The following is a 24,272-nucleotide window of genomic DNA, read 5'->3' as shown; positions in this document are numbered from 1 at the left end:
CCTATACCCCATTTGTTAAAGTACAAAAGTTACTTCTGTATACTCACCGACCTCACTGTCGATTGTTACCACATCCCGCTTGCCGGTGTAAATTCTTACTCTCTGTATTGTTCCCCACAGTCCGAAGCTGTCGCTCTGTGATACCTCTGAATCCGTCTCCGCAGAAAGTATCATATCTATCTGCTGCCGGCTCATTCCCACGCCGGTATCTCTGACTGTAATGTTCAGTTTGCCGTCCACCATTTTGCTGGAAACACGGATGGTTCCCTCCTCGCCCTTAAGTCTGATGCCGTGGTAGATACTGTTTTCCACCAGAGGCTGCAGGATAAGCTTGGGAACAATGCAATTCTCTGTTGCAGGATCGATGTCATATTCATCGCTGATGATATCCCCATATCTCAGCTTCTGAAGCGCCAGATAATCCTGAACTATCATGACCTCCCTGGAAAGAGGGATCTCTCTTCCGCCCTTACTAAGGAAGTTCCTGTAAAATCTGCCCAGGGTCTCCAGGGCATCATGAACCTTGTCAGCTCCCGCATCCATAGCAAGGAAACCAATGGTTTCCAGTGAATTGTAGAGGAAATGCGGCTTTATCTGCTCCTGCAAAACTCTCATCTCGGACTTCTGCAGGACTTTTTCCTTCTCAATAAGTGTTGCGATAAGCTCATTTACATGGTCGATCATGTTGTTGTAATCGCCCTTAAGCATATCAAGCTCACTGTATCGCATGTTCAGATCTATTTTCTTCAGTTCCCCGAGCTGTCTGTTGCTCTCCATGGATTCCGACAGCTCAAATACGGGATCTGTAATGTTCTTTCTGATGAACCAGCCCACATAGAAGGCCAGCACGAAGAATACTATCAAAAGTCCCAAAAGAACGTATACCATTCTGAAGGGAATTCCCTCCTTATCATAAGGAGACACCTTGATAATTACAATAGGCAGATCGCTGACACCGCAGCCGGACACCAGTACCTTTTCCTTGTCGAATACCGTGTCTATGCTGTATATCTTTTCCGAAAAAAACTTCTCATCGAAAAACTGCATGTAATCTCTGTTGCCGGAGAGGAAACTGCCGTCCTTTCCCATGATGCAGATATCGCCGTAGCCGAGCTTTCCAAGAATCCTGTCAAAGACGATGGTGGAAATGTTCATCAGCATAAGTCCTGTTCTCTGCTGGGAATCTATGTCATAAACAGCTCTTCCAATGGTGACCATGGGCTTGTTGTCCAGCTTCTCGGCAATTCCGTTGCTGTGAAGGGACACCACGGCCTTACCCTTGCCTTCGTAGATATCCTTTCTCCACTCCTCGTTGTTCATGCGCTCGTAGTCATATTTATAGGTAAATCTGTTGGTGGCAACCATTATCATATCTTCCCTGAAGACCATGACACAGTCAACACCCTCTTTTACATTCAGGATATCCATGATTCCGTATCTGGCGTCATTGATCATTCCTATGTCAACCGCCACTCCGTCGGCTCTAAGAAAGTTCACCAGACGATCCTCGGTCATAATGATCCTGGATATCTCTGTGTAGTTCTTGATCTCTGAAAAAATGTTATTGGAAAGGGTTTTCAGTACGCTCTCAGACTCTCTTTTGGTATACTCGATTCTCTCCTTCTGTATAACCACATAAAGCGCCAGCAAAAAAGCCGCCGCTGCAATAAGAGCTATGCCGAGAATAACCCTCTTCAGACTGGCTGAAAGAGAATCCTCCCGTTCTTTTTCCCTATAGATTTTTAGAAAACCGAATACCTTCCCCATAAGCATTTCCCCAATAGTTCTTACTATAAGATAACATTTTTCAAGCAATCGTCAAGCACGCTGTAACATACATGTCTGCACGTTATACAGGCCATTTTCTCCCTGAAAAAATCAAAAACTCCGCCCTGTATACTCCGGGCGGAGCTTAGATAATATAAGGGAAATGTTAAGTAATTTTCACCCTTTCACTGCACCTGCAATAAAGCTGGCCTGAATCTTACGACTAAGGAAAATATAGGTGATCAGTGTCGGGAATGTGGCAATTACAAGAGCCGCTCCGATAGGTCCCCACTCAGTGGTATGCTGGCCGGAAAGAGCCTTGATACCAACCGGAAGTGTTCGATGCTTGGAATCCGAAATAAATACATTGGCGAACATGAACTCATTCCAGCACTGGAGGAAGGAGTACACGCCTACTGTAGAATAAGCCGGTTTCATGAGTGGAAGAATAATCTTGAAAAAGGTTCCGTACAAGCTGCATCCGTCAATCTTTGCTGCTTCATCCAGTGCTATGGGTATCTCAACCATGAAGCCTGTGCAGATAAGAATCGCCATGGAAAGAGAAAATGCAGAGTATGGAACTATAAGTGTGGAATATTTATTTAACCAGTGAAGCTTGGAAAGCACAACATATACCGGTACGATTGATGCCTGGATCGGAATTGTAAGTCCCAGCATGAAGAAGGCATTGGTAAGCTTACTGAATCTCCACCTGATTCTGGTGATGGCGTAGGTTGCCATCATAGCTGCAAATATAGAGATAAAGATCGCAGCTACAGTAACAAGTATACTGTTAAAGAAGTAAAGTGCCATGTTTCCTGTGTTGAGAGCTGTTGTGAAGTTTGACCACAGCCACTCTTTGGGAAGACCAAGGACATTTGCTCCGAAGATTTCTTCATTGGATTTGAGGGAAAAAGTGAACATGAAGTAGATAGGAAAGATGTTCACAATAACCCATATGGCAAGAATTATAAAAACTATAGCTTTCTTAACTTTCATCATCATTATTCCTTTTCTTTAAATGCTGCCGTTATAAGAAGTGCGAAAGCAAAGCACAGAAGGATCAGCATAACCGATATGGTGCTTCCCATTCCGTATCTGTTTCTGAGGAACAGCATATTTTCAAGTAATGTACTTGGTACCTCTGTAGTCTGGAAAGGTCCGCCCTCTGTAAGGATACGAACAAGGTCGTAGGTCTTGAGGGAACCTGTTACCGCAAAGATAACGCTTACTCTGATGATAGGCTTGATAATAGGAATAACCACGTATTTATCAATCTGCCAGGGTGTTGCGCCATCAAGCATTGCAGCTTCTCTGAGCTCTGTGGATACACCCTTAACTCCCGCATACATAAGGAGCATATGGTAGCCCACGTACTGCCAGATTGTAGGAACGATGATACTGCCAAGAGCAGTCTTAACCTCTCCTACCCACACATGCTTAAACTGTCCGAGATGTACAAGATCAAGGAATCTGTTTAAAAGACCGTAGTCAGGATTGTAGATCTTGAGCCACAGCTGACCGATTACAACTGTTGAGATCAGAACCGGCATAAAGAATATAGATAAGAAAACTCTCTCTCCCTTGGGCTTTCTTCCCAGAACAAGAGCCAGGAAAAGCGCAAAAGGAAGCTGAACAAAAACTGAAAAGAAAGCAAGGATCATTGAGTTCTTCAGGGATGTCATGAACTTAATGGATCCGTTTGTAAAGAGCTCTATATAGTTGTTAAAGCCAATAAATGTGCCCTCTGAAAAGCCGTTCCAGTCATACATACTTCTGTATACGGATACAGCAATGGGAGCAATCAAAATACTGATAAAGAGAAGCAGCGCCGGCAGCAAAAATACAAAGATAGCTATAGCGTCACTTGTCTTTCTTTTTCTTTTTTCCCTAACACCACTTTTTTCAGACATATCTCTTTCCCTTAAATAAAGATTTTTGCAAAAAAAGCCCCTCCGCCTCCTCTGATAGAAGCACGGAAGGGCCATTTGTCAATTATGGTACTGATTATTTCTTATGACAGATTACTGGATATCCTTGGAAAGTCCGTCGATGAACTGCTTGCCATCAAGAAGGCATCCGTAAACCTGATCAACATATGAAAGATATGTGTTAGCTGAATCAGCTGTCATAGCTGTATCACCGAAGAGTACCATTGTGTCAGCGCCTGCAACGATGCCTGCAACAGTCTGTGTAAGCTCGTTTACAGAACTTGTGTCGCCATAAGGTGTCCAAGCAGGAAGTCCGCAGCCATCAAGGTATCCATAGTGGCAGATGAGCTTACCAAGCTCGAATGTGTACTCAGCAGCAAACTCTGCGTTAGGTGAAGAAGCTGCAACTGCAAGTGTGTCTGAAGGTCCACCGATGAGCTGTCCAAGCTTTGACTTGTCAGCGTTGATTACAGGGAACTCACCAACTTTAACCTTATCCTTGAAGTCAGCGTTTGCAGCGAAGTCTGCACAGTTCCATGTTCCGTTCATGTAGAATGCATACTTGCCGGCCATGAAGTTGTTCTTAACTTCGTCGTTTGTAAGGCCGATTCCTGAAGGATCGAAGTAACCGTTGTTTACAAGACCCTGGAATGTGTCAACAGCATCAGCTACGTCCTGGTTGTTCCATGTAGCCTTGCCTGCGAAGATCTCGTTAAGAGTGTCAGCGCCTGCGCTCTTCTCGATAACAGACTCAAGATACTCAGTTACGCACCATGTCTCTTTTCCTGCGCATCCGAAAGGAATGATTCCTGCTGCCTTAAGAGCATCACAGCAAGCGATGAACTCTTCATAAGTTCCGGGAATCTCTGTGTAGCCAACCTGTCCAAGAAGGTCCATGTTAGCGAAAAGACCAACGATGTTCATTGTAAGCGGCACACCGTAGTGCTTGCCGTCGTAGGTTGAGTTGCCCATCATAACTTCAGGAAGCTCGCGCTTGTAGTTCTCATAAGCAGCATCGAGGCAATATACCTTGCCGGCCTAAACGAAGTCGCCGAGGAATGCACATGACCATGTGAAGAAGATATCAGGCATTTCGTTAGCGGATACAGCTGCCTTGATCTTGGTCTTGTAAGACTGGTTCTCGAAAGCTTCCCATGTGAAGTTAACATTAGGATACTTCTCGGCCATGTCTGCGATAGCTGCTTCGTAAGAATGACGGTTAGAATCACTCTCAGTTGCGATGCACCACATTGTCAGATCGATCTGCTCGCCTGCTGCGTCAGCTGCAGGAGCGTCTGCCTTAGGAGTCGCGGTCTCAGCGATTGTAGTAGTCTCATTCTCTGCAGGAGCAGAAGTTGTTGCTGCCTCGCCACAGCCCATAAGTGAGAATACCATTACTCCGGTCAGCAGTGTTGATAAAACTTTTTTCATTTTCATAACACCTCTCCTTTTATAAAAGTTTATTATTTTTCAAGCGCTTCGCGCTTTGAATTCCTAATAAACAGCCTATTGATCAATTGCCTGAACTCCCCTGTGTTCTGACCATAGGCCATGGATAATCGATAAAAAGCTCGTCCCCGTCCAGTGTGAAATAAAGATATGCATCCGATATGGGGTCGTCATACATAAGCTTGATGCACTGCTCATTTTCATCAACGCTGTAGCTTCCGTAGAAAATGGCATCCTCACTGAATTTGCCCTCTGCAGTGAACTGATAGGACCAGCCGTTACTCTGGGTCCAAAGTCCCACAATGCCATCGGAGGTATCTCCGCCGTTGCGATGATATGATGTTTTCTCATAAAGAGTTATGCCGTCACCGTCCTTGACGCAATGAACTAAAGCTGAATTGTCCTTATCCTTGACCACTATTGAAGTGTCATCCTCGGTGTAGGTGTATTCCTCACCCTTGAATACGGCCTTGCCACCCTTGTAAAAGGCAAGCACTTCCTTGGTCGGTTCGTGATTATAGGCCCAGCTGTCAACTTTTTTGCTTCCGCATCCGCTAAGAGACAAAAGAGACAAAAATATGACTGCTCCGGCAGCAAATTTCCTTATCTTCATATTCTTTACTCCTTTATATATAAATCTTTCCCTTAAGCAATTATATAATAATAAAAAAAATGTGCATAATTAATGCAAATCTTTTACATCATTAAGCACATTTTTTACTTTTTGTACATAAAATTTATATTATCTTTATTCTTTTTGTGCATATCAGATATTGCCATATCCGACAGATTATTACTCTTCCTCGTCGCTGTCGGCTACAAGGTCTTCGTTGTTAACAAGCTCGCCCTCAACCTTCTCAACGTACATATGGCCGTCAAGATGATCCAGCTCGTGGCAGATGGCTCTTGCAAGAAGCTCCTCGCCTTCGATGATGTACTCGTTCATATCAAGGTCATAAGCCTTGGCCTTAACATAATTGGGTCTTGTTACAACTCCTGACTTGCCGGGAAGAGAAAGGCATCCTTCATAGCCTGTCTGCTCTCCGTCAGTCTCAAGGATAACGGGGTTGATCATGATGATGGGATCATCAGCCTCGGGAGAAACATCTATTACTACAAGTCTCTTGAGGATTCCGACCTGGGGTGCTGCAAGACCTACGCCGTTGGCATCATACATGGTCTCAAGCATATCCTCCACCAGTTCTCTGATTCTGGGAGTAACCTCCTTGATCTCCTTGCAGGGACGTGCAAGAACGTCATCTCCGTATTCTCTAATGGTTCTAAGTGCCATTTTGGCCTCCTTCTAATTTAATTGAATTAATATCCGTTAATGGGATCAAAGTCAAACTGCAGGGTAATATTCCTCAACTTACCGGAATCTTCCAGCATACGTACATATTTTTCCGTTAAGTCTTTCAATCTGACAAGTCCCTCATATTCATCAAGTTTAACATAAATTGCAATTCTGTAAACATCATTAATTTTCCCGATGCTTCCAAAAGCCGGTCCTATGAAAACAGCTCCCGGAACCTTCTGCTGCTCCATAAGGGCTCTGAGCCTGTTTGCAAACTGCATTCCCTCGTTTTCATCCTTGCTCTGGATCTGCAGAGACATCATATGGGAAACAGGCGGATATCTGAGCAGATCTCTGTATCCGATTTCCTCTTCATAAAAAGCCTCATAATCCTGTTTTGCCGCGGTCTGAATGCTGTAATGCTCCGGCTGATAGCTCTGAATCACTACATTGCCTGGCTTGGTACCTCTTCCGGCTCTTCCCGCCGCCTGAGTCAGCAGCTGGAAGGTTCTTTCACTTGCCCTGTAATCGTTGGCATACAGCGACATATCCGCCGCCAGGATGCCCACGAGAGTAACATCCGGGAAGTCATGGCCCTTGACTATCATCTGGGTTCCCACCAGTACATCTGCCTCTTTGTTGGCAAAAGAGGAAAGAATCTTGTCGTAGCTTCCCTTGGTCCTGGTGGTATCAGCGTCCATTCTAAGGACTCTTGCATCAGGCCAGAACTTTTTAACTTCATCCTCTATCTGCTGGGTTCCTGCCCTGAAGGCTGAGACATATTTGGAGCCGCACTTGGGGCAGAGCTTTGGCTTTATCTCCTCGTGGCCGCAATAATGGCACACAAGCCTTCCGCCTCTGTGTTCAGAAAGGGAAACATCACAGTGGGGACACTTAAACACATGTCCGCAGGCTCTGCAGGACACAAATCCCGCAACTCCCCTTCTGTTGATAAAGAGCATGGTCTGCTCCCCGTTTTCCAGCCTGTCTGCAATAAGCTCCTGAAGTCTCCTTGAGAAAATGGAGCGGTTGCCGCTTCTAAGTTCAAGCCTTAAGTCCGCCATCTCAACCGTAGGAAGGCATCCCCCGGTAAGTCTTCTCTTTAATTCAAAAAGTTTGTACTCTCCGCTTTGGGCCCTGTAATAGGATTCCAGGGAAGGTGTGGCTGAGCCCAGCACCACCGCGGCTCCTCCCGGCACCAGTTTGCCCAGCTCTATGGCAGTCTCCCTGACATGGAACTTGGGCATGGTCTCACTTTTATAGGAGGATTCATGCTCCTCGTCAATTATTATTATTCCCAGATTGGGAAAGGGGGTAAAAAGCGCTGAACGTGGGCCGATAATAATATCTATATCGCCGCATCTGGCCCTTTCCATCTGATCAAACTTCTCTCCCGGTGAAAGGGAAGAATTCATTACCGATACCCGGTCTCCGAAGTGCCTGTAGAACCTCATCAGAGTCTGATAGGTAAGGGCGATCTCGGGGATCATGACAATGGCCTGCCTGCCCCTTTTTATCATCTCATCGATAAGAGCAATGTAAACTTCCGTCTTGCCGCTGCCGGTTATGCCGTGAATAAGATAGGTATCTCTCTTGCCGGCGTCAAAGTCTTTTGAAACAGTATCTACGATATTCTTCTGCTCTTCGCTCAGGGTCTTGGCTCCGTATCTGGAACTTTCGAAGGCTTCAGGTTTTCTGAAGTACTCTTCCTCTTCTATCCTGATAACACCCTTGTCCTGAAGGCTCTTAAGGGTAGCTGCCGTCACATTGAGCTTTTCTGTGATGAGCTCATAGGGAATCCGCTCATCAGGTGTAGCAAGAAGCTCTTTTAGTATCCTCTCCCTGGCCCTCTGGTTCTTTTTGCCGGCGCACTCATAGTAGTACTCGGTGGCTTCCCTCAGAGGCATCTTAAGGGATACAAATTTGTGGACCAGTTTGTTCTGCTTTTTTACGGAGGGAAGGACTGTTCTTAGGGCAGCGATCATGGTGGAGCCGTACTGCCTCTTCATCCAGGCTGCCAGCTTGATGGAAATGTCCTCCGCAGAAGCATGGTCAGTGGATATGGCGGTTATTTCCTTTATCTTGGAAGGATCCCAGTTGGCCTCATCCGTAAGCTCAATGACATAGGCTTTTCTATCGGTATTGCCTTTGCCAAAGGGAACGCTCACACAGTCACCGATCTCTATCTTATCTCTGAGATGGGGTGGAATCCTGTACTGGAAGAGTCTGTCGACCTTCTCATGGGATATATCTATTATTACATTTGCATACTCACAAGACGCCACAGCCTCCTCCTTTCAGTTTAATTAATTAAATGTGATTAATTTTAAGCCCTTTATATTTTAGGATCAAAGTTTTTTTTCCTGAAGAATTTCCTGGATAAGTTCTCTCTCATCCATATGGTACTTAACTCCCTTAATCTCCTGGTAGTCCTCATGGCCTTTACCAGCAAGGACGATAATGTCTCCCTGCTCGCCGTGCTCGATGGCGTAGGCTATAGCCTCTTTTCTGTCTGTGATCTTGATATATTTTCCGTCGGTCTTCTTCATTCCGGTCTCGATATCATTCATGATATCCTCAGGCTCTTCAAATCTTGGGTTATCGGAAGTAATGATGGTAAAGTCTGCATATTTTCCGCTGACTTCGCCCATCTCAAAACGGCGAAGCTTACTTCTGTTACCGCCGCAGCCAAATACGCTGATAAGTCTGTTGGGGCGATATTCCCTAAGAGTAGTAAGAAGGCTCTTCAGGGCCATGGCGTTGTGGGCGTAGTCGATCATCAGCGTAAAGTCGTCAGATACCTTGACCATCTCGATTCTGCCCTTAACCTTGGCTTCCTTAAGGGCTGCTGCGATCTCGTCGGGAGTGCAGTCGAAATGTCTAGCCACAGCTATGGCACAAAGGGCGTTATATACGCTGAATCTGCCGGGAGTTCTGATCTCTGCGTGCATATTGAGGAGCCCCTCTGTATCAAAGAACACTCCCAGTTCTCCGGGCTTTCTGATGTAAGCAAGATTGATGGCACGAAGGTCTACTCCCTCATTGAATCCATAGGTCTCAACCTGACAGGTATGTCCCTCCAAGATATCATCTGTATGAATGTCATCTCCGTTGCAGATACCTACTTTACACTGCTTGAAAAGAAGTCCCTTGCAATGCATATAGTCCTCGAAATCCTTGTGCTCGTTAGGTCCGATGTGATCGGGCTCAATATTGGTAAAGATTCCAAGATCATAGATAAATCCCTGGCTTCTGTGAAGCATAAGTCCCTGGGATGAAACCTCCATTACTACGCTGTCACAGCCGGACTCAACCATTTTTGCCATATATCTCTGAAGGTCAAAGGACTCGGGAGTGGTATTCTCAGCGTGAATATGCTCATCTCCTATGATAACTTCGATAGTTCCGATAAGTCCTACCTTGTGGCCTGCATTTTCAAGCATGCTCTTAATAAGATATGTAGTGGTGGTCTTGCCCTTGGTTCCGGTTATTCCGATGGTCTTAAGCTTGCGGGCGGGATGGTCAAAATAAGCTGCTGAGATAAATGCCATGGCATATCTTGTGTTATCAACTCTGACAACAGGCATCTCGCAGCCCTCAGGAAGCTCCACATCATGCTCTGCAACAATTGCGGCAGCTTTCTGTTCTGCGGCCTCAACGGCACAAGAATGTCCATCAAAATTGGCACCCTTGATACAGATAAAAAGTGAGCCTTCCCCTATTTTTCTGTTATCATTGACTACGTCTTTAACCTCAACCTCGTCAGGGTTCACTAAAGTACTGCTGTTTCCTGCAGTTACGCTGCATTTAAGCTCTTCCAGTAATTTTGATAGTTTCATTTTTGTACCTCCATTTAGCTCGTTTTAGCCATTATATAGCTTAATTTAACCTTTAAATTAGCTTAGAACTGGCTAATTCTAATTTTTATATTTTTGACACAATTTTTTCACAAATGTTTGTTAATATAATTACATGAAGTGAGTAACGAAAAGTTATTCACTATCTCCCCCTCATAAGAAACCGCAGGCACACGCATCAGCGTGTGTTTTTGTGGTTATAGGGGCTTTTTTTGTTTACGGGCTTCAGCAGTAATCATTCATTATGATCTGAAGACTGTCTCTTCCCATATAGCTGTTAATATCGGGATAATATGCAATATTAATCTTCATATCATTATTGCCCATCCCATTATACAATTCATCCACAGCACTCTGTCCATATTTGGCCGCCAGAAATTGGTGCCACTTCTCCATATTCCCGAAGTACATCATCTCATAACGGTTGCCGTCCTCATCAAGGACGATATATTTGCCGCAGTTCTTGTTTTTTCCAAGAATACGTCCTGATAACAGGCTTACATTTCTATGGGCAAATAGGGGCTTAGAATTGCCGTTTCCAAAGGGTTCAAGTCTTGAGAACTCCCTGACAAGATCCATGGTCGCAAATTTAAGGGGCATGGCAATATCGATATGGATCACGGGTTCAAAGTCATCCCCCTCAAGGGTACAGTTTTCGTTGAGCCTTCTACGAAGTTCATCGATATTTTCCTTGGGAAGGGAAAGTCCGGCTGCCATCTTGTGGCCTCCAAACTTGGTAAAAAGGTCCTTGCAGGCAGAAAGCTCCTCAAACATATCAAACTTCTCAATGGACCTTCCTGAGCCCTTGGCACCACCGTCAGAAGCCTCTGTAAGGATAATGGTGGGCCTGTAGTACTTCTCCTTGATCTTGCCTGCGATAATGCCGGCAATGGACTCGTGGACCGTAGGAAGATAGGCTACGATGACCTTGGGCATGCCCTCCTGCGCTATAGCCTTCTCCACCAGCTCTGTAGCCTGATCAACGCCCTCTTTGGTCAGGTCCTTTCTGCTGTCGTTGAGGTTCTTGAGATCCTCAGCTATAATAGCAGACTCGTTCTCGCTTTCTGCGTTAAAAAGAGCCAGTGCTCTTGTGGCAAGCTCAAGCCTTCCTGTGGCATTAAGACAGGGGCCTACAACGAAGCCGTAGTGATAAACCGTGATTTTGTTCTCATCAAGAGAATTCACGTGAATAAGTGCCCTGAGGCCCTTATTACGGGTATGAGCAATAAGTCTTAAGGATTCCTTGACAATTATCCTGTTCTCATCCCTAAGCTCCATGACATCGCACACTGTGGCTATTCCTGCAAAAATCAGCATCTCGGTAAAGAAGTCCTTGTATGCATCCTTATCTGTGCTGTATTTCTTCGCAAGAACCTGAAGAAACTTATAGGCAACAACCGCACCGCATATCTCCTTAAAGGGATAATTCCCTTCGGATCTCTTGGGATCAATAACCGCATCAGCGGGAGGAAGGATCTCTTTTCTTACTTCGCTGCCCTCTTCTCCGGAAGCCTCAAAGGGGACCTCATGATGATCGGTTACCACAACAGTCATTCCCAGCTCTTTGGCGTGGGCTATCTGCTCTGCGGCAGCTATGCCGTTATCACAGGTAATTATGGTATCAATGCCGGCTGCATGGGCATCATCCACCAGCTTGATACTAAGGCCGTAACCATCCTTCATTCTGTCAGGCAGTACACAGTCCACATCTCCGCCAAACATCTTAATTCCGGTCAAAAGAATATATGATGAGCATATTCCATCCACATCATAATCACCGATAACTCTGATCCTGGCCCCGGCCTGTATCCTGTCATACATGACCTGAGCTCCCTTCTCCATATCAGCCATTCCCGAAGGGTCATGGAGCTTATCAATTCCTGCGTTTAAGTAGGCTTCTATCTTCTCATCAGTGCACTGGTTTTTCTCAAACTCCCTGCTGGTGATGAGTCTATTGGCAATAAGTCTTGCAGTTATGGGGGAAATGTTGAACTTACGGGCAATCCCCTCAAAATCTGCGCCCTTATTAGCTATCATCCATTTTGACATAAATCACACCATTCCTAAATATTAAATATTGTGTTCCACTAGGCATTTTCTGCCCAAAACACACGTTAGATTATACCTCAAAATCGCCTTTATTCCCACTGGATTTATAGAGGACGGGGGGAAATGCAGCAGGTATGGGAGGAGCTCATAACAATAAAAATTTCGTCATAACCTATCGGTAATTTATGGCATTACATCTAGAACAGCCATGCTCATTTCACGTAGTTCAGAACAATCGCATGGCTGTCTATCTGTAATACTCATAAATTATCCTCAACGTTATCAAGACGAAATTTTTATTGCCATGAGCCCCTTCCGTACCTTGCTGCATTTTCCCCCTGTGCTATGAAGGCCAGAAGGGAATAAAAGGTGAATTTTGAGGTATATATCATTGCTCCCTTTTTTGATGCAGACAACTCCCGGCAAAACAATATTTAATAGCCCTAGGCATGTGATTTATTCAGAAGTGGATGTCTCCTTTTTTATTAAAAAAGCTCAATCATAGTCCACTTCCCTTTCCATCCCCCCGCTTCCTCACCAAAGGGAGAGCTGCAGCACGTAGTGTTTTCATAGCTGGGAGAATTTGCCAGGGGATGCCGATTTCGGAAGCCCTATTTCTTTCAACGCACAGGGAATACTGAAGAAGGCCGGGAGAATAACTAACGCAGTGGGAGACGTGGCCTGATGCAATAAAATTTTTGTCTTTATAACGCTGAGGTTGATTTATGAGCATCGCAGACAACCAGCCATGTGAATTCTCTGAACTACGTGAAATGAACATGGCTGGTTGTCTGCGATGCCATAAATCCCGATGGGTTATGACAAAAATTTTATTTCATTAGGCTACGGTTCCCCCTCAGATAACTATCTCCGGCCTTCTTCAGTATTCCCGTCCGGGCAAAAAAAGGGCGCCGAAATCGGCGCCCCGGAATAAACTAGCTATGAAATTATGCAGCCTTGTTGAAGAAGGTCTTGAACTTGGTCTTCAGGTCGTACCACATAGGTGATGCGATGAAGATTGATGAATATGTACCGCAGATAACACCAACCATAAGAGGAAGTGCAAATGCCTTAATATCAGCTACACCGAAGATGTAAAGTGCAAGTACTGTGAAGAATGTAGTAGCTGATGTGAACAAGCTTCGTGTAAGTGTCTGTGATACTGAGCTGTTAACAAGCTGAGCGAACTCACTCTTGCTGGTTGCAAGGTGCTGATTCTCACGGATACGGTCGAAGGTAACGATTGTATCGTTAATTGAGTAACCGATGATTGTAAGAACTACAGCGATGAATGTGCTACCAACTGCAAGTCTTGTAATAGCATAGGATACGATAACAATAAGTGCGTCATGTGCAAGAGCGATAATAGCAGCTGCACCGAACTTGATATCCTTGAATCTGATCCAGATGTAGATAAGCATAAGAACAAGAGCAACGGCAAGAGCCTCTAAAGCAGCTGTTCTCATCTCACCACTGATTGTTGAGCTGATGGTCTCTGCTGCAACATTCTCAGGTGTTACGCCAAACTTCTCTTCAAGAACGTTCTCGATAGCCTCTCTTGCCTGAACAGAAAGAGTTGTTGTCTTGAAGATAACCTGATTGGTTCCTGATACTGTCTGAATCTGAAGCTCTGTAACGCCTGCAGCGCTCTTAAGTTCAGGAGCAACTGTGCTCTCAAGCTCTGAAAGTGTGTACTCTCTGTCGAAAGTAACGGTTGTAGATGTACCACCTACGAAATCAAGGCTGTAGTTGAATGCTCCCTTGCCCTGTGCGCCGTTAACTGCCATGAAGATGATACCGATGGCAACGATGCCTGCTGAAATAGCATAGAAGAGCTTTCTCTTTGAAACAAAGTCAATAACGTTAACTTTCTTAGCCTTGCCGTAGAACTTAACGTCCTGAATACCAATTCCGTAAAGGATTGATGTAATGCATCTGGTAACAACAAGTGCCGTGAACATTGAAAGGATGATACCAAGCATAAGTGTCTCAGCAAATCCCTTGATGGAACCTGTTCCACCGATTCTAAGAACTACAGCAACAATAAGAGTTGTAATGTTACCGTCAAGGATTGATGAAAGAGCCTTGTTATAACCATTCTTTCTTGCCAGGTCAACCTGTTTACCGGCAGCTATCTCCTCTCGTATTCTGGAGAATACAAGAACGTTGGCGTCAACCGCCATACCGATTGAAAGGATGATACCTGCGATACCGGGAAGTGTCAGTGTCATATCAAATGCGGAAAGAAGGAAGACGATAAGTCCGCAGTAGAATGACAGTGCCAGTGTAGCTGAAAGACCAAGTATTCTGAAGAATACGATCATGAAAAGTGCGATAAGAGCAAATCCAACAGCTGCAGCGATCAAACTTGTCTTGATAGCATCCTGACCAAGCTGAGCACCAACTACGTTGGAACGAAGTTCATTAAGCTGAAGCTTAAGTCCACCGATTCTGATCATGGAAGCAAGATTCTCTGCTGCCTCGTAGCTTGACATACCTGTGATAACAGCCTTGCCGTCTGTGATCGCAGCCTGTACTTTGGGAACAGAAATGAACTCTCCGTCGTAGTAGATACCGATTGTCTCACCGTTTGCAAAAGCCTTGGTAGTTGCATCTGCAAATGCCTGAGCACCCTTCTCTGTGAACTCAAGTGATACAACAGCCTCGTTTGCTCCGTAAGAATCCTGCTGGTATGCAGCCTGTGATACCGCAACATCCTCACCGGTAAGAACGATTGATCCCTCAGCCTGAAGTTCCTCTAAGCTCTTGTTAAGCTCATAGAAAAAACCGTAAGTTGAATCAAGCTGGTAGTTCTTGTTACCTTCAGAGTCTGTCTCTGCTATAAAGTAAAGGTTACCGGGCTGTCCAAGTTCCTCAAGGATCTTGTTTGCATCTGTAACACCCGGAATCTCGATATTGATTCTGTTAGAACCTTCCTGATAAACCTGAGCCTCTGTGCTGTACTGATCTACACGCTGCTGGAGCTTGTAAATTGTATCAGACATATCCTCTTTGTCAGGATTCTCTTCACCTACTACCTCGTAAGTGATACTTACACCACCGGCAAGGTCAAGACCTAAATTGATGCTGCTAAGAGATCCTGATTTGTCCTGTCCCAGACCGTTTACCGCTGTGTAACCGATACCCCCAAGAAGCAGCAGTACAAGCAGTAGTGCAACAACATACTTCACGCGTTTCATACTATAAATCCTCCATTATCCTTCTTCGGCCATAGCCGCTTTTATCATAATCGCACATTCAATGCGCTTCCTCTGAAGCTCACATCCGTGCTTATATGTCGTATTGATATCCCCGTTGAAGTTGTAGGCATTGGCAGCGCATCCGCCACTGCAGTAATACCTTGCAAAACACTTCTCACACTCGGGTCTGGAATATACATTGCTCTTCTTGAACATCTCGCGAAGATCATTTCTTGTAATTCCATCAAATACATTGCCCATAATGAAATCTTCATTACCAACAAACTGATGGCAGGGATACAGGTCACCCCAAGGGGTTACTCCCAGGTACTCACAACCTGAGCCGCAGCCTGAAAGTCTCTTGGCAACACATGGGCCACCCTCGAGATCGATATTGAAGTGGAAGAAGTTAAATCCTCTTCCCTCTTTCTGTCTCTCAAGATAGAACTTCGCAAGCTTGTCATACTCTTCGCAGAGCTTGGGAATATCCTCATCCTTAAGGGCATACCAGTCGTCAGGCTTGGCTACAACAGGCTCTACAGAGATCTGCTTAAAGCCAAGATCTGCCAGATGCTTCACATCTTCTGAAAAATCAAGATTATTATGAGTGAATGTACCTCGTACGAAATATCTGAGCTGATGACGTGACTCAGCTACCTTCTGGAATTTGGGAACTATATCGTCGTAGCAGCCCTGGCCGCCTTTTCTGGGACGCATAGCATCGTTAACTTCCTTACGTCCGTCGATGGAAAGAACGATATTTCCCATTTCCTTGTTCACATATTCAAGTATATCATCATTTAAGAGTGTTCCGTTGGTTGTAATTGTAAAACGGAAATTTTTATCGTGCTCTTTTTCGATCTGGCGACCGTATTCTACGATCTTCTTAACAACCTCCCAGTTCATAAGAGGTTCTCCGCCGAAGAAATCCACTTCCAGGTTTCTTCTGCTGCCGGAGTTCTTAACCAGGAAATCAAGAGCAGCCTTGCCCACTTCCTCGCTCATGAGAGCTCGTCTTCCGTGGTACTCTCCCTCGTCGGCAAAACAATATTTGCATCTGAGGTTACAGTCATGGGCTATATTAAGGCAAAGGGCCTTAACAACCGTATCTCTGTTCTGAAATTCATCTACATAGTTCTCATACACATCATCTGTATAAAGAACCTCTGCATCCCTGAGCTCCATCAGCTCTTCAATGCCTTCTTTTATCTCACTCTCCGGATATTTGGATGAAAGATCCGTGGTAGATAAAATATCCCGATATATCCATTCTACATCAGAATTGTACTCATTGCCATTATCTTTATTATTCTGAGTGGCAGCCGTGCCATACTTTTCTTTAAGTCTGTTTTCCACTACCTCAGTAAGATCAAATACTACGTCGTCTACAACGTGTACAGATCCACTGTTTACGTCCAGAACAATATTATAGCCATTGTTCTTATAAGCGTGAATCATAAATACTCCTAACCAAAAATTTGGCAGCGGCCAAAAACCGCTGCCCGACATGACATTATCATGCTTCCGGGTGAAAGATTATATACCCGGAATATCAAATAACCGGTGATTACTTGCTAAGCTGTTCGCAGCTCTGATTTCCTACTGTGCAGGAAGTCTTGCAAGCAGACTGGCAAGATGTCTGGCACTCGCCGCATCCGCCCTTCTTCATTGATTCCTTAAGATTTCTTGTAACTAAAGATTTAACGTGTTTCATAATAAATAGCCTCCTACCGGAAAATGTGGATATAAAACCACTTTTCGAGTTTATACATCAATTTAGTATAACATGTTTTCATTAATTATAAAAGTTTTTTATTCCGAATCCTTATCTTCGTGAAATTTTGGTTCAGGCACCACCATAAGTACCTTGGTTATTCTGTTTCTCTTGATTCCTCTGGCTGTAAGTGTAGTTCCGTCATCAAGAGTAACTGTCTCGCCGTAGCCGGGAAGTCTGTCCAGCTTCTCGATCATCAGTCCTCCGATGGAGTCATAGTCCTCGGAATCCAGCTCTGTTCCCAGGGCGTCATTGATATCATCCAGCTTCATATTGCCTTCCACAAGATATCTGTTTCCGCCAAGATCCTTGATAAGCTGGGCCTCGTCGGAGTCATACTCATCTCTGATCTCACCTACGATCTCCTCAAGAAGGTCCTCCAAAGTGATCATTCCCACGCAGGTGCCGTACTCAGAAAGAACAAAGGTAACATTTTGTGACCTTTCTCTCATCTCCATCAGAAGATCGGCGGTCTTTTTGAACTCATAGGTATAATATGCCTTACGAAGATTGTCGGAAATCTTGAAATTATCTGTATCCTCAATGAGGATAAGGTCCTTGATATTGATAAGTCCTATGATATTGTCCTGCTCGTTGCCTTCATACACAGGAATTCTGGTGTACATCTCTTCCTTGAAGATCTTCATGACTTCATCATAGGAAGCATCGGTGCTGACGCAGCTCATATCGATTCTGGGGATCATGATATCCTTGGCCACTGCATCGCTGAAATCAAATACATTGTAAATGATCTGTTTCTCTCCGGTCTCAATGACACCGTCCTCGTGGCTGACATCAACGTAGGTCTTAAGCTCATTTTCAGTCATGGCCTGCCTGCTGCTGGTATCGATCCTGAGGAGCCTGAGAATACATGTGGCAATGCCGTTGATGATAAAGCTAAGGGGCGTCACCACCGTAATAAGGCAAAGGATGATCCTTGCATACAAAAGAGAAATTGTCTCAGCATGAGCCGTCGCTATGGTCTTGGGAATGATCTCACCGATGATAAGTACCACCAGTGTCAGGATTCCTGTACCGATACTTACAGCGTAGCTCACCTTAAAACGATCTGTAACATAGATTGTCATAAGGGCTGAAGCACTAAGATTTACAATATTGTTTCCAATCAGAATTGCCGACAGCATCCTCTGGGTATCTTCACAGATCTTGAGAACAAGACCCGCTCTCTTATTTCCATCCTCGGACAGCGCCTTCATCTTGACCTTATTGGCGGTCATAAGGGCTGTCTCAGCAGATGAGAAAAAAGCAGACAGAAGAACCAGCAGTACCAACACTGTCAGCCTTATAGAGTGAACGTTCAAAACATCCTCCTATTATTATGTACAAGTTCAACAGTAGCAGTTATTTACTGAAGAGAATTCTCATAGAAGTCCTTAAACTCTTCATAGCCCTGCTCTGAAAGCTGCTGCTTCTGGAACTTCTTATTCTTGTTCATACGAACTACCAGAACCTGCTTGCCCTCGGCTCTTTCCTTCTGAGCCTCTCCGATGATCTGAGCAAGTCTGTCGCCCTTGATCCCCTTCTCGATAAGATAAGCAACCTTGGTGCTCTCTCCGGGAATCTTGAAGCCCTCGTCCATCATGATCATGATGATACGCTCAAAGCCGATGGAGAAACCGCAGGCAGGTGTATCCTGTCCAAGGAACTTTCCAACCATCTTGTCGTAACGTCCGCCGCCACCGCAGCTTCCGCCGTACTGAGGCATTGCCACCTCAAAAATAGTTCCTGTATAATAGCTCATTCCGCGAACCAGAGTAGGATCAAATTCCATCTCAAACTGAGCAGCCTTGGTACCGTCTACGCTGCTGATAATCTCTGTAAGGCCCTCAGCCACCTCTTTTGAAAGGAAATCGCCGAGCTTGTCAGCAATAACTGAAAGCCCCTCTACAGCGCCTTTGCCCTCAACAGCCTTGAAAAGATCAAGATATTTATCAACCTGCTCCTGAGAAAAGCCCATTTTAACCAATTCCTCAGAAACTCCGTCAATACCGATCTTATCCATCTTGTCCAGGGTAATGAATACGCTGTCATAGGACTCCTCAGGGAATCCGCTGTAGGCAGCCATAGCCTTGAGAATCTGTCTGTCGTTGATCCTGATCTTGAAATCCTTAAAGCCAAGTCTTCCAAGGGTTGTGGTGGTAGCCAGGATAAGCTCTATCTCAGCCAGATTGGAAGGCTCACCGAGAATATCGATATCACACTGCATGAACTGACGATATCTACCCTTCTGAGGTCTGTCAGCTCTCCATACATTGCCCATCTGAAGCGCCTTGAAAGGAGCAGGAAGCTCATTGGCGTGATTAGCATAAAAACGAACAAGAGGAACTGTAAGATCATAGCGAAGACCTGAATCTGTCAGGTCGTTTTCCTCTTTTGCGGTCTCGAGATTGAGCTTCTCACCTCTCTTCATAACCTTGAAGATAAGCTTCTCATTCTCGCCGCCCTGCTTGCTGTTAAGATTAGCAAGAGACTCAACACAGGGAGTCTCAATTGAGTTAAATCCAAACTCACCGTAAGTTTTCTTGATAATTCCGATGCAGTAATCTCTAAGCTGCATCTCTGAAGGAAGAATATCCTTCATACCCGTTACAGGTTTCTTAATTAGTGCCATATTTCCATCCTTACCAATTATAGTATTATTCAAAAAGTGCATTCTAAATTTTACACTGAAGGACTCTTTATTGCAATAAAGTATTTACGAATTATGCTCTTTCAGGAACTCCACAAACTGATCCTTGGGCATAGGCCTTGAGTAGAAGAATCCCTGAATATGGTTGCAGCCCAGTTTGATGATCTGTCTTGCCTGCTCTCCGGTCTCAACGCCCTCAGCCACGATCTCTTTTCCCAGGGATTTGATGATCTTGACCATGTTGTACATAACCATGTAGTTCACTTCGGAATCAAAAGCAGACTGGATTATGCTCTTATCCAGCTTAAAAATCTTAACGGGCATATTGGCAACTCTGGCAATATTTGAATAGCCGGTTCCGAAGTCGTCCATGGAAAAATCCACGCCGGCAGCCATAAGTTTACGGACATTTTCCTCCATGACCGCGTTGATGCCCTCTTCGGAGGTCTCAGTGATCTCAAGATTTATCTCCGAGGGCTTAACATCATACTTGCTGAGGGTCTTAAGCACGTTCTCGGCAAGGTTGGTCTGAATACAGTCAACTATGGAAAGATTGATCTCAACATACTCAAGCCCATACTCCCTGGCCGCAGTGGTAGAGATCATCTCGCATACGGAAGAAAGTACATATTTATCTATGGCAAGAATAGTGCCGTTTCTCTCCGCGATAGGCATAAAGACTGCGGGAGAAATGAATCCAAGCTGAGGATCCTTAAGTCGAAGAAGGGCCTCGCAGGAGGAGAATCTTCCGGTGGCAGGGGTATAGATGGGCTGATAGTAAACCTCCATATGCCCGTCATCCAAAGCATGTTTTACAATATTGTCTATCTTCTTGTCATGCTCCACCATCTTAAGGCTGAGGTCCGAAACCCTCAGAATGTCCCTGTTCTGCCGCAGGATTGCCTTGCTGAGCACCGACATCACTTCGCTGTATCTGTCCATGGAATCCACTTCCTCGGGGAATCCGATGGTATAAGGACTCTGCAGGAGTTTGATCTCATCCCCTCTTATCTTCCAGGGCTCTTTAAATCTTTTCCTGATCTGCTCCACGGTTTTTTCAATGACGCTCTCATCCGGTGTCATATCAGGAAAGACCATCATAAAATCAGCTTCCCCGGGGTAAAAGAGATTTCCGTCGGGGCAAAGCTCCTTAAGATATGAGGATATCTGATTGAGAAGATCCGAAGCCGCTTCCATGGGCTCCACGCCAAGAATAACAGCCAGTTTATCCACATGGATACCAAGGATCGTAAACTCCTTTTTCTGGATAAGACTGGTGGAAATATAGAAATTAAGCGCATTTCTCGTTCCCGCTCCCGACATCCTGTCCACGAACTCACTGGGGTTCTGGAAGGTGTAAACGCAAAGAAGCAGTGCTATGGAAATACTGAATTCAAATACGGATCCCGACTTCGACATAATCCTGATAGGGATACCTGCCATCATCAGAAAATAGAACAACCAAAGAGCGATTGCTTTTTCACTGCTGAGAGTCTTTGTGTATTTGATCAATAAATATGTAGCAAAAATAAAGTACAGAATTACACCGATATTCACCGTTGCTCCCTGGGGATATCTATAGACAACCTTTCCTTCATCGCTGATGAAATAAAAGAAATCAGTCCAGAATCCGCTAAAACAGAAAACAACCGCATAGACAGTGGGAATTGCGATGATCGCAATTTTGGGAATATTATCCAGTTCAAGCTGGAACAGAGACATTACATATCTCATAGCAAAATACGGAAGAAGATATATAAAAACTTTTTCTGCTATAAGGATATATTTTATGCCCTCAGGTGTAATAAAATCTCTCCAGGCATCAATGGCCAGGTAGATCTGACTGGCAAGCCCCAAAAGATTCACGACGAAGGCATCAACAACCATGGCACCAAAAATATGCTTCTGCTTACTGTACTGCGCTTCCTCGGACAGATGAATCGACATAATTACAGCAATAAGCATAAGAGCCGCCAGATTAAAGGTAATATTATAATGTTGTGGCCTCAGTAATAGTTCCATACTTACCCTTCGTCAAAATATGCATCAATAAACTTCACATAGGAGCTGTCCTTCATGGGCTCTCCCATATAATCTCCAATCAAAAAGTCGCATCCCAGTTCCTCAGCCATGGCCTTATCTGCCTCGCAGGAAATATCGGAGGCCCCAACGAAGAGGCTGATGTCATGGAAAAGATTAACGATTCCCTGAGCAACGATCTTCATCTGTTCCGACTCCATGGCAGAAGTCAGGATAGAATGATCGATATTTATCTGCATTATGGGCAGGGTCAAAAGTCTGTCCAGATTGCCGTAGCCGCTTCCGTACTTATCTACGATAATGGAAGCCTTCATATCTCCCAGAAGCTTCAGATTCCTCTCTGCCACGCTGTTCATGGTGGCCAGGGTTGTCTCTGTGAGCTTGAGGCTTATCCAGGAGGCCTCCGCCCTCTCTTCCTTAAGGATCTTCTTAATTCTTCTTACAAAGTCATTTCGGGATATCTCCCCCTGGGAAAGTCCCACAACAGCTCTGTACTTTCCGTTTTTATCACCGGCATTCCAGAAAGCCAGCGCCCTGCAGGCTCTTCTGTAAACATATTCGTCCGTATCCATAAGAGCCTGGGTAACCCTGACATCGGGAATATGCTCTCTTACGTCTATCTCTTTGCCGTTTTCATCAAGGAAAAAGCATATGACATCGGCGCTGTAATTGATCTTGTATACCTTGGACAAAATCGGCTGGAATTTGATGACCGCCCGCTTGGAGTCGAGACTTCCTCTGGCGAGGACATCATAATCCCTGTATTTTTTGATCTCATTGTATTTAAGATCGTCAAGATCAATGATCACATCACGATAACCTGCTATATCCTCAGTGATTATATCGATCCTGTTCATAAGCTCAGCAGTGGTCTTATAGTGATCGGGGTATTTGATAACAAAGCAATGTCCGTCAATGTGAATGGCCATATTGGCAGAGTTCCAGGGTTCCTTCAGCCTTTTTGCTATTCTTTCAAGGAGCTTATTGATTTTTTTATCATCCTGGCTGTGAACCGTCACAGCAAAACAGTAATCCGAATATCTGTAGGTATAGGTGGTGAGCCTGTACTCAGCCTTGCCTGCTCCCATAAGGTATTTCGCAATTTTCTTAAGCACAGCCTGAGCCTGGCTGTATCCAATCTCTGAGCTGAGGGCTCTGATATTATCGATGGTCACAAAGATCGTGGCATGGGGATGCTTTCTTGTGGTCTTAAGTTCCAGACCCTCAAGAAACGCTTTCCTGTTCAGGATATTGAGACGCTCATCCACCATCTCAGAGGGATTCTGAAGAGTAATATAGACCAATGTTATGCTGATTGCATTGCAGAAATTCTCGATCAGCACCACCGGAATAAAAAACTGTACCACGATTCCCAGAATCGAAAACAAAACATAGGATGTGGCCACCAGTCTTGTTTTTATCCTCATAAGTCTTCTGTATCTGAGCATGGTAAAAAGGCCGTAGGATATGTAATACAGCGCGATAGCATAGATGAAAAGAATAAACTCTCCTCTGTGATAGACTCCGTTTTCATCATAGTAGAACATTACAGGCCAAAACCAGTTCACGACAAGCATGATAATACAGATCGTATAGCCCAGATTTATAAGAAGCTGGTCCTTTAGGGATCTGAATTCGATATAGATATCAAGGATAGCCCTGATATAGATGAGATAAAAATAGGCTGTACCCAGGTGGGCCAGGAAATACATAGATCCGCAGATCATCTCCGCAGTATGATACCAGGGCTGCTCAGGCGAAGGGTTGAGCTGGAGGACCGTTTCAAACCTTTCTGCCACAGTGGCAACAAGCATGGCGGTATAAAGCGCAGCATAAGCCCTCTGTCTGTAGGCAGGTACCCGCCTTCTGGACAGAGAGGTAATTGCTATTGTCGCCAATATAAACAAAGCGCAGATATCAAAGTAAAAATTATACTGCATGCGCCGCCCTCCGGTTGCTTTCCCTGAAGATCAAAGCCATTTCAGCGGATTGCTGATAACCTTGGCTTTGTCCATTATATCCTCCTGATTAGCTCTCAAATATTCTTCAAGTCCCAGAATCTCCTCCTGGGAGTATCCGTTCTGTCTTGTAATTTTGCACTCGGGAAGAAGGCCCTCTGCGATTTCCTTTCCCAGAGCACCTCCCCTCTCAAACGAGACTCTCACGATCTTTTTGTTGTCCTTATCCCTGACTATTGCAGAATAGGTCATGGTTATCCCGTCACTTCTCATATAAACCTCACTTATATACAAAAAGTGTTA

At 44.8% G+C, this 24,272-nt stretch carries 17 protein-coding genes and 1 pseudogene; all 18 read right to left on the bottom strand.

Annotation, left to right across the window (positions count from 1 at the left end):
• Positions 1 to 15: 15 nt before the first annotated feature.
• The 18 genes and pseudogenes from T359_RS21415 to T359_RS0106405 all read right to left on the bottom strand — a co-directional run bounded on the left by T359_RS21415 (position 16) and on the right by T359_RS0106405 (position 24,242).
• On the bottom strand, positions 16 to 1,767 hold the full coding sequence (locus T359_RS21415; RefSeq protein WP_051545044.1) for a sensor histidine kinase: 1,752 nt from the start codon (positions 1,765 to 1,767) through the stop codon (positions 16 to 18).
• Positions 1,768 to 1,944: 177 nt separating this feature from the next.
• A complete protein-coding gene (locus T359_RS0106485) occupies positions 1,945 to 2,772 on the bottom strand; it encodes a carbohydrate ABC transporter permease (protein ID WP_035783891.1) in 828 nt (275 codons plus the stop codon).
• Complete coding sequence (locus tag T359_RS0106480) at positions 2,772 to 3,680, bottom strand: carbohydrate ABC transporter permease (RefSeq protein WP_051545042.1); 909 nt, start codon at positions 3,678 to 3,680, stop codon at positions 2,772 to 2,774. The genes T359_RS0106485 and T359_RS0106480 overlap by 1 nt, the downstream gene beginning before the upstream one ends.
• A 111-nt stretch (positions 3,681 to 3,791) precedes the next feature.
• A pseudogene (locus tag T359_RS0106475) lies at positions 3,792 to 4,694 on the bottom strand (ABC transporter substrate-binding protein); the annotation flags it as partial.
• A gap of 42 nt (positions 4,695 to 4,736) precedes the next feature.
• Positions 4,737 to 5,135, bottom strand: coding sequence for an extracellular solute-binding protein (locus T359_RS23260; protein WP_026516759.1), 399 nt, complete (start codon positions 5,133 to 5,135; stop codon positions 4,737 to 4,739).
• A gap of 76 nt (positions 5,136 to 5,211) precedes the next feature.
• The gene (locus T359_RS0106465) at positions 5,212 to 5,760 is read right to left on the bottom strand and encodes a hypothetical protein (RefSeq protein WP_026516758.1); all 549 of its coding nucleotides are present in this window, start codon (positions 5,758 to 5,760) and stop codon (positions 5,212 to 5,214) included.
• 180 nt (positions 5,761 to 5,940) lie between these two features.
• Entirely contained in the window at positions 5,941 to 6,438 is a 498-nt protein-coding gene (def, locus tag T359_RS0106460; protein WP_026516757.1) for a peptide deformylase, read from the bottom strand.
• 26 nt (positions 6,439 to 6,464) lie between these two features.
• Entirely contained in the window at positions 6,465 to 8,726 is a 2,262-nt protein-coding gene (gene priA / locus T359_RS0106455; RefSeq protein ID WP_026516756.1) for a replication restart helicase PriA, read from the bottom strand.
• 63 nt (positions 8,727 to 8,789) lie between these two features.
• Positions 8,790 to 10,280, bottom strand: coding sequence for a UDP-N-acetylmuramoyl-L-alanyl-D-glutamate--2,6-diaminopimelate ligase (locus T359_RS0106450; protein ID WP_026516755.1), 1,491 nt, complete (start codon positions 10,278 to 10,280; stop codon positions 8,790 to 8,792).
• Between the two features lie 243 nt (positions 10,281 to 10,523).
• Positions 10,524 to 12,347, bottom strand: coding sequence for a single-stranded-DNA-specific exonuclease RecJ (gene recJ / locus T359_RS0106445; protein WP_026516754.1), 1,824 nt, complete (start codon positions 12,345 to 12,347; stop codon positions 10,524 to 10,526).
• Between the two features lie 947 nt (positions 12,348 to 13,294).
• On the bottom strand, positions 13,295 to 15,547 hold the full coding sequence (gene secD, locus T359_RS0106440) for a protein translocase subunit SecD (RefSeq protein WP_026516753.1): 2,253 nt from the start codon (positions 15,545 to 15,547) through the stop codon (positions 13,295 to 13,297).
• 15 nt (positions 15,548 to 15,562) lie between these two features.
• Positions 15,563 to 17,005 (bottom strand): thioether cross-link-forming SCIFF peptide maturase, encoded by a 1,443-nt coding sequence (gene scfB, locus T359_RS0106435; protein WP_026516752.1) that lies wholly within the window; start codon positions 17,003 to 17,005, stop codon positions 15,563 to 15,565.
• Between the two features lie 109 nt (positions 17,006 to 17,114).
• A complete protein-coding gene (gene scfA, locus T359_RS19570; RefSeq protein WP_013281386.1) occupies positions 17,115 to 17,261 on the bottom strand; it encodes a six-cysteine ranthipeptide SCIFF in 147 nt (48 codons plus the stop codon).
• Positions 17,262 to 17,359: 98 nt separating this feature from the next.
• Entirely contained in the window at positions 17,360 to 18,643 is a 1,284-nt protein-coding gene (locus tag T359_RS0106425; protein ID WP_026516751.1) for an HlyC/CorC family transporter, read from the bottom strand.
• Between the two features lie 44 nt (positions 18,644 to 18,687).
• A complete protein-coding gene (gene hisS, locus T359_RS0106420; protein WP_026516750.1) occupies positions 18,688 to 19,953 on the bottom strand; it encodes a histidine--tRNA ligase in 1,266 nt (421 codons plus the stop codon).
• Positions 19,954 to 20,037: 84 nt separating this feature from the next.
• A complete protein-coding gene (locus T359_RS21410) occupies positions 20,038 to 21,993 on the bottom strand; it encodes an EAL domain-containing protein (protein WP_081795438.1) in 1,956 nt (651 codons plus the stop codon).
• A 2-nt stretch (positions 21,994 to 21,995) separates the two neighbouring features.
• Entirely contained in the window at positions 21,996 to 23,951 is a 1,956-nt protein-coding gene (locus tag T359_RS0106410; protein ID WP_026516748.1) for an EAL domain-containing protein, read from the bottom strand.
• Positions 23,952 to 23,981: 30 nt separating this feature from the next.
• On the bottom strand, positions 23,982 to 24,242 hold the full coding sequence (locus tag T359_RS0106405; RefSeq protein WP_035783888.1) for a hypothetical protein: 261 nt from the start codon (positions 24,240 to 24,242) through the stop codon (positions 23,982 to 23,984).
• Positions 24,243 to 24,272: the final 30 nt, after the last annotated feature.

It is taken from the genome of Butyrivibrio sp. MC2021 (assembly GCF_000621605.1).
In the GTDB taxonomy this organism is placed as follows: domain Bacteria; phylum Bacillota; class Clostridia; order Lachnospirales; family Lachnospiraceae; genus Butyrivibrio.
Note: the sequence above shows the minus strand (reverse complement) of the source record. Positions and strands in the feature narration are given on the sequence as shown.

Coding starts and splice junctions, on each gene's coding strand:
- recJ (WP_026516754.1), bottom strand. CDS start 12,347: ATGTCAAAATGGATGATAGCTAATAAGGGCGCAGATTTTGAGGGGATT.
- secD (WP_026516753.1), bottom strand. CDS start 15,547: ATGAAACGCGTGAAGTATGTTGTTGCACTACTGCTTGTACTGCTGCTT.
- T359_RS21410 (WP_081795438.1), bottom strand. CDS start 21,993: ATGGAACTATTACTGAGGCCACAACATTATAATATTACCTTTAATCTG.
- scfB (WP_026516752.1), bottom strand. CDS start 17,005: ATGATTCACGCTTATAAGAACAATGGCTATAATATTGTTCTGGACGTA.
- T359_RS0106450 (WP_026516755.1), bottom strand. CDS start 10,280: ATGAAACTATCAAAATTACTGGAAGAGCTTAAATGCAGCGTAACTGCA.
- T359_RS0106485 (WP_035783891.1), bottom strand. CDS start 2,772: ATGATGATGAAAGTTAAGAAAGCTATAGTTTTTATAATTCTTGCCATA.
- hisS (WP_026516750.1), bottom strand. CDS start 19,953: ATGGCACTAATTAAGAAACCTGTAACGGGTATGAAGGATATTCTTCCT.
- T359_RS0106465 (WP_026516758.1), bottom strand. CDS start 5,760: ATGAAGATAAGGAAATTTGCTGCCGGAGCAGTCATATTTTTGTCTCTT.
- scfA (WP_013281386.1), bottom strand. CDS start 17,261: ATGAAACACGTTAAATCTTTAGTTACAAGAAATCTTAAGGAATCAATG.
- T359_RS23260 (WP_026516759.1), bottom strand. CDS start 5,135: ATGAAAATGAAAAAAGTTTTATCAACACTGCTGACCGGAGTAATGGTA.
- T359_RS0106480 (WP_051545042.1), bottom strand. CDS start 3,680: ATGTCTGAAAAAAGTGGTGTTAGGGAAAAAAGAAAAAGAAAGACAAGT.
- T359_RS21415 (WP_051545044.1), bottom strand. CDS start 1,767: ATGGGGAAGGTATTCGGTTTTCTAAAAATCTATAGGGAAAAAGAACGG.
- T359_RS0106405 (WP_035783888.1), bottom strand. CDS start 24,242: ATGAGAAGTGACGGGATAACCATGACCTATTCTGCAATAGTCAGGGAT.
- T359_RS0106410 (WP_026516748.1), bottom strand. CDS start 23,951: ATGCAGTATAATTTTTACTTTGATATCTGCGCTTTGTTTATATTGGCG.
- def (WP_026516757.1), bottom strand. CDS start 6,438: ATGGCACTTAGAACCATTAGAGAATACGGAGATGACGTTCTTGCACGT.